General features: G+C 72.8%; 10 protein-coding genes. 2 read left to right on the forward strand and 8 right to left on the reverse strand.

Going from position 1 to position 8,933, the window contains the following annotated elements; translation table 11 throughout:
- Positions 1-5: 5 nt before the first annotated feature.
- The 7 genes from ACIRVK_RS28210 to ACIRVK_RS28240 all read right to left on the reverse strand — a co-directional run bounded on the left by ACIRVK_RS28210 (position 6) and on the right by ACIRVK_RS28240 (position 6,261).
- On the reverse strand, positions 6-680 hold the full coding sequence (locus ACIRVK_RS28210; protein ID WP_404251820.1) for a GntR family transcriptional regulator: 675 nt from the start codon (positions 678-680) through the stop codon (positions 6-8).
- 42 nt (positions 681-722) lie between these two features.
- Positions 723-1,721 carry a proline racemase family protein gene (locus ACIRVK_RS28215; protein ID WP_404251822.1) on the reverse strand — a complete coding sequence of 333 codons (999 nt, stop codon included), beginning with the start codon at positions 1,719-1,721 and terminating at the stop codon, positions 723-725.
- Between the two features lie 12 nt (positions 1,722-1,733).
- Positions 1,734-2,624 (reverse strand): dihydrodipicolinate synthase family protein, encoded by an 891-nt coding sequence (locus ACIRVK_RS28220; protein ID WP_404251824.1) that lies wholly within the window; start codon positions 2,622-2,624, stop codon positions 1,734-1,736.
- Entirely contained in the window at positions 2,621-4,030 is a 1,410-nt protein-coding gene (locus ACIRVK_RS28225) for an FAD-dependent oxidoreductase (protein ID WP_404251825.1), read from the reverse strand. The genes ACIRVK_RS28220 and ACIRVK_RS28225 overlap by 4 nt, the downstream gene beginning before the upstream one ends.
- The gene (locus ACIRVK_RS28230) at positions 4,023-4,325 is read right to left on the reverse strand and encodes a (2Fe-2S)-binding protein (protein ID WP_404251826.1); all 303 of its coding nucleotides are present in this window, start codon (positions 4,323-4,325) and stop codon (positions 4,023-4,025) included. Before ACIRVK_RS28230 ends, ACIRVK_RS28225 begins: the two co-directional genes overlap by 8 nt.
- Positions 4,322-5,473, reverse strand: a complete 1,152-nt coding sequence (locus tag ACIRVK_RS28235; protein ID WP_404251828.1) for an NAD(P)/FAD-dependent oxidoreductase — start codon at positions 5,471-5,473, stop codon at positions 4,322-4,324. Before ACIRVK_RS28235 ends, ACIRVK_RS28230 begins: the two co-directional genes overlap by 4 nt.
- Before the next feature lie 125 nt (positions 5,474-5,598).
- Positions 5,599-6,261 (reverse strand): hypothetical protein, encoded by a 663-nt coding sequence (locus ACIRVK_RS28240; RefSeq protein ID WP_404251830.1) that lies wholly within the window; start codon positions 6,259-6,261, stop codon positions 5,599-5,601.
- A 224-nt stretch (positions 6,262-6,485) separates the two neighbouring features.
- Here ACIRVK_RS28240 and ACIRVK_RS28245 point away from each other — a divergent pair, with 224 nt between their 5' ends.
- Both ACIRVK_RS28245 and ACIRVK_RS28250 read left to right on the forward strand, forming a co-directional pair.
- On the forward strand, positions 6,486-7,139 hold the full coding sequence (locus tag ACIRVK_RS28245; protein WP_404251832.1) for a helix-turn-helix domain-containing protein: 654 nt from the start codon (positions 6,486-6,488) through the stop codon (positions 7,137-7,139).
- A 14-nt stretch (positions 7,140-7,153) separates the two neighbouring features.
- Entirely contained in the window at positions 7,154-7,702 is a 549-nt protein-coding gene (locus ACIRVK_RS28250; RefSeq protein ID WP_404251834.1) for a toxin-antitoxin system, toxin component, read from the forward strand.
- A 7-nt stretch (positions 7,703-7,709) separates the two neighbouring features.
- On the opposite strand, the gene ACIRVK_RS28255 is transcribed toward ACIRVK_RS28250, so the two are convergent.
- Positions 7,710-8,732 carry an alpha/beta fold hydrolase gene (locus tag ACIRVK_RS28255; RefSeq protein ID WP_404251836.1) on the reverse strand — a complete coding sequence of 341 codons (1,023 nt, stop codon included), beginning with the start codon at positions 8,730-8,732 and terminating at the stop codon, positions 7,710-7,712.
- Positions 8,733-8,933: the final 201 nt, after the last annotated feature.

Below are 8,933 nucleotides of genomic sequence, written 5' to 3' on the forward strand. Positions count from 1 at the left end.
TGGGATCAGTCGGCGGCCCAGATGCCCCGTACGTGGCCGAGGTGCCGGGTCATGACCTCGCGCGTCGCGTCCGCGTCCCGGGCGAGCAGCGCGTCGAGGAGCTCCAGGTGCTCCTCGGCGGAGGCCTGCAGCCGGCCCGCCTGCACCAGCGCCGTCAGCCCGTACAGGCGCGAACGGCGCCGCAGGTCCCGTACGACCTCGACGAGGTGCTCGTTGCCGGCCAGGGCCAGCAGCCCCAGGTGGAAGGCCAGGTCGGCCTCGACGTAGGCGATGAGGTCGCCCTTCCCGGCCGAGGTGACGATCTCCTCGGCGATCGGGCGCAGCGCCTCGAGGTCGTCGGCGTCGGCGGTGCTGGCGAGGTCCACGGTCGTCGGGATCTCGATCAGGGACCGGACGTGGGTGTACTCGTCGAGCTGGGTGCCGGAGACCTCGGTGACCCGGAAACCCTTGTTCGGGACGATCTCGACCATGCCCTCCTTCACCAGTTCGAGCATCGCCTCGCGCACCGGGGTGGCGGAGACACCGAGCCGGGGAGCGAGGGCGGGCGCCGAGTACACCTGGCCGGGGCGCAGTTCACCGCTGATCAGAGCGGCCCGCAGCACGTCCACGACCTTCTCACGGAAGTTGGGCTTCCTGCCGCCGAGCGAGGGCAGCTCGAGGCGGCGACGCTGCACGGCCATGGTGATCGTCCTCCTTGGGTCACCGGACATTATCCGGTTCGGCTACAACACGAATCCCGCGGGGAACGGATCGTCCGGATCCAGCAGGTACTGCGCGGTCCCGGTGATCCAGGCGCGGCCGGTGAAGCTGGGCAGGACGGCGGGGCGGCCCGCCACCTCGGTGGTGCCGAGCAGGCGTCCGGTGAACCGGGTGCCGATGAACGACTCGTTGACGAACTCGGTGTGCAGCGGGAGTTCGCCGCGCGCGTGCAGTTGCGCCATGCGCGCGCTGGTGCCGGTTCCACAGGGCGAGCGGTCGAACCAGCCGGGATGGATCACCATGGCGTGCCGCGCGTGCCGGGCGGTGGAGCCGGGGGCGTACAGGTGGACGTGGTGGCAGCCGCGGATGGAGGGGTCCTCGGGGTGGACCGGTTCGTCGGCGGCGTTGATGGCGTCCATGAGTTCGAGGCCGGCGGCGAGGATGGCGTTCTTGTGGGAGCGGTCGAAGGGGAGGCCGAGTTGGTCGATGGGGAGGATGGCGTAGAAGTTCCCGCCGTACGCCATGTCAAATTCCACTGACCGGTCGGACAACTCCACCCTGCGGTCCAGCCCGACCGCGAACGACGGCACGTTCCGCAGCGTCACCGCCTTCGCCGCCCCGCCCTCCACCGCCACCTCGGCGATCACCAGCCCGGCCGGTGTGTCCAGGCGGATCGTGGTCACCGGCTCGACGACCTCCACCATGCCGGTCTCCACCAGGACCGTCGCCACGCCGATCGTGCCGTGTCCGCACATCGGCAGATAGCCGGAGACCTCGATGTAGACCACGCCCCAGTCGCAGTCCGGGCGGGTCGGCGGCTGGAGGATCGCGCCGCTCATCGCGGAGTGGCCGCGCGGCTCGTTCATCAGCAACTGCTTGATGTCGTCCCGGTGTTCACGGAAGTACAGCCGCCGCTCGTTCATCGTCGCGCCGGGGATGGTGCCGATTCCGCCGGTGATCACACGGGTGGGCATGCCCTCGGTGTGCGAGTCGACGGCGTGCAGGACGAGTTTGCTGCGCACGGGCCCTCCTCCCTACGCCAGTCCGGCGGCGACGGCCTGTTCGGTGGCCGCCCGGACGACGGCCTCCTGCTCGGGCAGCAGTGGCACGCGCGGGGGCCGCACGGGGCCGCCGTACCGGCCGACGATGTCCATGGACAGCTTGATGGCCTGCACGAACTCGACCCGGGAGTCCCAGCGCAGCAGCGGGTGCAGTTGCTCGTACAGCTTCTTGGCGGTGTCCAGGTCGCCGTCGACGGCGGCGTGGTACAGCCGGGTGGTCGCGGCGGGCAGGGCGTTCGGGTAGCCGGCCACCCAGCCCTTGGCACCGGCGATCGCGAGCTCCAGGAGGACGTCGTCGGCGCCGATCAACAGGTCCAGTTCCGGGGCGAGTTCGGCCAGTCGCCAGGCGCGGCGGACGTCGCCGGAGAACTCCTTGACGGCGTGGATGTACCCCTCCCCGTGCAGTTGCGCGAGCAGTTCCGGTACGAGGTCGACCTTGGTGTCGATCGGGTTGTTGTACGCCACGATCGGCACGCCCGCCTTCGCCACCTCGGCGTAGTGGGCGAGCACCGAACGCTCGTCGGCGCGGTAGGCGTTGGGCGGCAGCAGCATCACGGACGCGCAGCCCGCGTCACGGGCCTGCTCGGCCCAGCGCCGGGACTCCGCCGAGCCGTAGGCGGCGACACCCGGCATCACGCGCGCGCCGCCGATCGCGGCCACGGCGGTCTCCACGACCTTGGCCCGCTCCTCGGGGGTGAGTACCTGGTACTCGCCGAGCGAGCCGTTGGGGACGACGCCGTCGCAGCCGTTCTCGACCAGCCAGGCACAGTGCTCGGCGTACTTGTCGTAGTCGACGGACAGGTCGTCGGTGAGCGGGAGCGCGGTGGCGACGAGGACGCCGCGCCAGGGGCGGTGGTCGGTCATGAGGGCCCTTCCTCGGTGGGGTGGTCGGGTTCCTGGGCAAGGACGCCCAGCGGCACGGGCCGCGCGAACGGCCTTCTGGACGGGCCGAGTTGGCATCCGCCAAGTCCGGCGACCGCTGGCGCGCACATCCGGCCCTGGCACCAGCCCATGCCGGCCCGGGTGAGCAGCTTCACGGTGCGCGGATCGCCCGCGCCGAGTTCGCCGACGGCCGCGCGGACGGCCCCGGCGCTCACCTCCTCGCACCGGCACACGACGGTCTCGTCGGTGACCTGGTCGCCCCAGTGCACGGGCGGCCGGTACACGGCGTCGAGGGCCGCGGCGAACTCCCGCAGCTTTGTACGGGACTTGAGGGCCGCCGCCCACTCCCTCGGGTCCGGTTCGGTGCCGGTCAGGCGCGCCGCGGCCGAGCTTCCCGCGATGTGGCCCTCGGCGAGTGCGAGGGCCGAGCCGCCGATGCCGGTGGCCTCTCCGGCGGCCCAGACGCCGGGGACGTCGGTGCGCTGCTCGTCGTCCACCTGCACGGTGACGCCGTCGAGGCGGCACCCGAGGCTCTCCGCCAGGTCGGTGTGGGCCAGCATGCCGTGGCTGACGGCGAGGGTGTCGCAGGGGATTCGGCGCGCGGTGCCGGGCCGGACCCTTCCGGTCGCGTCGAGCGCGGCGACGGTCACGGCCTCCACCCGCTCGGTGCCGTGCGCCTCGATCACGGTGTGCCGGAGGAGCGGACGTACCCGGTGCCGGAGCAACCGCAGCGCGTATCCGGTGCCTTCGGCGAGCCTGGCGGGCTGGGCGGCCAGGGCGCGCGTCCGTCGTACGAACTCCCGGGGGTGGGCGGACTCGACGAGGGCGGTCACCTCGACGCCTGCTTCGGCCAGCCCCGTCGCCACCGGCAACAGCAGCGGGCCGGTCCCGGCGACGACGGCGACCCGGCCCGGTGTGACGATCGTTCCCTTGAGCATCGCCTGGGCCCCGCCCGCCGTGACGACGCCCGGGAGGGTCCAGCCGGGGAAGGGCAGCACCTGCTCGTACCCGCCGGTGGCCAGGAGCACGGAGTCGGCGTGGACGGTGGCCGGGTCCTCCTGCTCGGGGCCGAGCATCGCGTGGACGACGAAGCCCTGGCTCAGCCGCTCGACGAACCAGACGTGATGGTCCGTCAAGTGCCTTGCGCGGCCCGCCCTCAGGTGGTCGCGCAGGCCGTCCCTCAGCCGTTCCCAGGTTCGCCACTGGTGATGCAGGGCCTGGGGCCGGCGGGCCCGCAGCCCGGCCGCGGGCTGCCGGTAGAACTGGCCGCCCGCCTCCGCGGCCGAGTCGATCAGCGTGACGCGGACCCCGCGCGCGGTGGCGGCGAGCGTCGCGGCCAGGCCCGCCGGGCCCGCGCCGATCACCGCGAGGTGCGGTCGGTCAGTCATCGTGGCCGGTCCCCTCCTGCGTGCGGATCACGTCGCCCGGAGCCACCGGGACCAGACACGCCCGTTGACCGGCACGGCCGTTGACGGTCACCAGGCAGTCGAAGCAGACGCCGATCCCGCAGAAGACTCCGCGCGGGCGGCCCTCGCCGCGGGTGCTGCGCCAGGACGTGACGCCCGCCGTCCACAGCGCGGCGGCGACGGTCTGACCGGGCAGGGCCTCGATCTCCCGGCCGTCGAAGGTGACGGTGAAGGGCGGTCCCGGGCGGGCGTCGGCCAGGTCGAGCGGTGACCTCACGCGGCCTCCTCGGTGAAGCGGTCGGGGCGGAACGGCGTCAGGTCCAGGTCCGGGGTCTTCGAGGTCAGGGTCTGGGCGATCAGCTGCCCGGTCCCGGTTGCCAGGCCGATGCCGGCGCCCTCGTGGCCGCAGGCGTGGAACAGGCCGGGGACCCGGGGGTCGGGGCCGACGGCGGGCAGGTGGTCGGGCATGTACGGCCGGAATCCGGCGTAGGCGCGCAGGGCGCGGACCTCGGCCAGGAAGGGGAACAGGCGGGTCGCGCCAGCCGCGAGGGCCCGCAGGGCGGGGAGGGAGAACGAGCGGTCGAAGCCGACGCGTTCGCGGCTGGCGCCGATCAGGACCGGTCCGGCCGCCGTGCCCTCCACGACGGGCGAGGTCTGCAGCGCGGCCGAGTCGCTGGCCACGTCGGCCACGTAGTCGGCGGCGTACACCTTGTGCCGGATCCGGCGCGGAAGGGGCTCGGTGACGAGGACGAAGCCGCGGCGCGGGAGGACGGGCAGCCAGGTGCCGGCGAGGGCGGCGAGGTCGGCGCCCCAGGTGCCGGCCGCGTTGACGAGGGAGGGGGCGTGGATGTCGCCCCGGTCGGTGCGGACGCCGCGGACCGAGCCGTCGGGCCGGCGCAGTACGTCCGTCACGGTCCGGCCGGTGAACAGGCGCGCACATGAGGCCCGGAGCAGGTGGGCGGCGGCCAGAGCGGGCATGACCTGGCGGTCCTGGGGATAGTGCACGGCACCCGGCAGGCCGGGGGCGAGATGGGGTTCGAGGGCGTAGAGCTCATCGCCCGCGACCGGCTCGGCGGTGACGCCGGCCGCGCGTTGTTCGGCGGCGAAGCGCTCCAGGGCGGTGAGCCGGCCGGGGGACGTGGCCACCACGACGCCGCCCTTGGCCTCGTACTCGATCAACTCGCCGAACTCCTGGGCGAGTTCGCTCCACAGACGCAGGGACAGCAGGGCGAGGTCCAGCTCCGGGCCGGGTTGCTTGTCGGAGACGAGGAGGTTGCCCTCCCCCGCGCCGGTCGTGCCGCCGGCCACCGAACCGCGGTCGACCACGACGACGTCCAGGCCCGCGCGGGCCGCGTACAGGGCACATGCGGCGCCTGTCATTCCGGCGCCGACGACCACGACATCGCAGGTCAGCAGCTGGGTCACCCCAGTACTATGTCACATACCACTGAACGGGGGAATGGTGCGCGCACCGCATCCCTGGTGAACGATCCACTGACCCGGTCCACCGACCCGGCACCGTCGGCGACCTGAACGCCGGCGGGGCCCGGTCAGGTCTCGGTGGCCGGCACCACCCTCAGGTGGGCGGCCGTACGCCGCGCGGCGCGGACCCGGGGTCGTTCGCGGCGGGCCTCCCGCAGGACGAGCGTCAGCCGCGTGTACCCCATGTCGCGCAGCGTCGCCGGTGTCTCGTCCACGACCCGGCAGTCGGTGGCGCCCCAGCGTGGATCGGGGTGCAGCAGGGGCCGAACGGCACCGTCCTGCGCGGCGGCCCGCTCGCCCATCACCCGGATCCAGTGCGGCAGTCCCTGCCGGTAGGCGGCCTCCATGATCGGATCCTGGCCGATCTCCCGGCGGATGGCCTGCAGGCCGTGGTCGTGTCCGTACCGCTCCACGGCGGCGGCGAAGTGGGCGAGCATCGGCAGGCACCAGCTCGCCTCGTGCTCGCCGAGGACGGTCCCCGCGTCGGGATGGAAGAGGACGAACCTGAGGAAGTTGTCGCCGGGCATGGCCGTGGGGTGCGGGCCCATCTCGCGGAAAAGTGACGCGAAAGCGTTGTTGGAGACGACGACGTCCCATCGGTGGTCGAGGACGACGGACGGGAAGGGGACGGCCTCCAGGAGGGTGACGTAGTCCCGCAGATACGCCTGGGCCTCGGGACTCTCGGGGACGGGCCGCGGTGCCGGCCGCTGCCCTCCTGCCTGATACGCCATCGGGAGGTCACCCCTCTTGCCTCTGCGGCCTTCACGCGGCGCCTTGATCCTGCGGCCCCGGGACGAGCGATGTCAACTATCGTGGCATTCCATGCCTGTTGACGGCTGAAATTGGCCACAGTTGTGGCGACACCTGGATGTGAGTTCGAACGACCCGGTACTCTCCGTCGGGTTCACGGCAATCCGCTTGTGAGCAGCCTGTGCGAAACGTAGGAGATCTGTCGGTGACGGAAGGCTTCGAGGCTCCGGGCACCACGCCGACGACCGCCGCCCTCAAGGCCGTCGTCGCTCGCGTCAGCACGCTCGCCGACCGCCTCGGCGTCCCGCACGCGGAGGTCTTCCACACCGCCCGCCTGTCCGCCGCCTCGGGCGTGCCCGAACCGGTCGTCAAGGCCCTGCTCGGCGGCCGCCCGGCGGGCGAACCCGACGTGCAGGCCCGCTTCCTGCAGCGCCTGGACCTGCTGCGCCGTACCCGCCTGAAGCCGGGCGGCCGCAAGTACACCCAGCAGGAGATCGCCGACGGCGCCGGTATGTCACGGCAGCAGGCCGGCGCCCTGATCAACGGCGACCGGCGTCCCACCATGGAGCACTGCGACGCCATCCAGCGCTTCTTCCGGGTCCACGCCGGTTTCCTCACGGCCGAGGACCCCGAGGCCCTGACGGTCGCCCTGCAGAGCACCGAGCAAGAACTGCTGCAGAAGCTCGCCGAGCGGGAGGCGGCCGCGGCGGACGAGGACCCCCTGGAGAGGCTGCTCCAGGACCACGGCGTGCGCGGGATCGCCTGGCGGGCCGCCCAGCTGCCGACCGACCAACACCGCGACAAGGTCGCCGAGTGGCTGGACATGCTCCTGGAGAGCGTCAAGCGGCCAGAGTCGTGAGCCGGGGGTTGTCCGTGGGCATCGGCAAGGACATGCGGCGTCTGTGCGGCGAGCTGATCGCGGACCTCGCCCTCCCCTCCCCCGCCTCGCCCACCGGGCCGCACACCGCCCTGTGCGAGGCGATGAGCAGGCGCCGCCGCCGCCCGGTCGTCCTCCGCATGGCCGCCTTCCCGCCCGGCACCGCGAGCGGCCTGTGGCTCGACATGGCCGAGCAGGACGTGGTCGTCGTGGAGGAACGCACCGCCCCCGACCACCAGTTGGTGATCCTCGGCCACGAGCTGTGGCACATGGCGGCGGGCCACCGCGGCCACCACATGGAGGGCGCCCGCATCGCCGCCCGGCTCCTCGACGACGAGGCCGACCTGGGGGCCGCCGTGCGCCAGGTGGCCGCCCGCAGCCACGTCGACCAGGCCGAGGAGCGGGAGGCCGAGACCTTCGGCCTGCTGCTCGCCAGCAAGTGCCGGGCACTGCTGGCGGGTTCGGGTCACCGGGCGCCGGTGCAGCGCGACCACCTGGCGGGCCGCATCGAGGCGTCCCTCGGCTACCTGGGTCCGCAGGGCTGAGCCGCCGTCACGTCGCGCTGCGTTCGCTGGCCTCTTTCCGTTCGCGTTCCACCGCGCGCTCCCGGCCGCCCTGCTGCCGTCCCTCCACCAGCAGCTCCCGCCAGTGCTCGCGGCTCCAGTGCGCGGCGTCGGTGGTGGCCGTGAACTCCTCGACCAGGGCGACGAACCGGGCCGGGTCGCTGTGGAACGGGAAGTGGCCCGCCTGCTCGAAGATCTCCAGCCGGCTCCCCGGCATGGCCTCGTGCGCCCCGTACGCGTGCCGCACCGGCACCACACTGTCCCGGTCGCCCCACAGCAGCATGGTCGGCATGCCCTCGGTCAGATAGCACCGGTCGAGCATGGTCACGACCTGGCCGCGCCAGTCCACGACCGCGCGCAGCGTACGGATGAAGGCGTTCCGCGAGGTCTCGTCCGGCAGGGCGTCGACGAGATCCACCAACTCGCGTGCGTCCTGGCCCAGATCGGTGTCGAGCAACCGCATCAGCCGCACCGCGAGCCCCACTTGCAACCGCATCCCCGGCAACCGCAGCGCCGACAGCATCAGGTGGGCTCCTGGCAGCGAGACCAGCCGCAGCACCGGATTGACCTCGCGGCCCACCCCGCCCGCGCTGACCAGGATCAGCCGCTCGGTCCGCTCGGGGAACTGGTAGGCGAACTGCATGGCCACTCCGCCGCCCAGCGAATGCCCCACCAGCGTCGCCGACTCGATGCCGAGCGTGGTGAGCAGGTCCCGGACGCCGTTGGCGTACGCGGCCACCGAGTAGTCGGCGCGCGGCTTGTCGGAGTGGCCGTGGCCGAGCAGGTCGGGCGCGATGACGGTGTGCGTGCGGGCCAGGTCGGGGATCAGTTCGGCCCAGGTCGCCGAGGAGTCGCCGATGCCGTGGATGAGGACGAGGGCGGGGCCCTGACCCGCCATGCGGAAGGCGCGCCGGTACCCGTGCACCACCCGGTAGCGCAACTCCAGTTCACCGTCGCCCACCGGGCGCAGCCGCACGGGCCGCGCCGGGCGCACTCGCGGGACGTCGACCACGCTCCCGCCTCCCTTCCCCGGCCGCGCGCCGGCGGGTCCGAAGCCCTTCCCCTCAGCGTAGAACCCCATTTCCACCTGGGGTTTCGAGGAGGTTTCGCCTCCGCTAAGTGGTCTGCGTCGTAAGTCCTTCGGGGGTTGACTTTGGAGCTGGTTGCAGGCCTGTTCGCGGTCAGGTGCCGAGGCCTGTGAGGTGGAGGTGGC

The sequence above is a fragment of the Streptomyces sp. NPDC101152 genome (assembly GCF_044768275.1).
Lineage (GTDB): Bacteria > Actinomycetota > Actinomycetes > Streptomycetales > Streptomycetaceae > Streptomyces.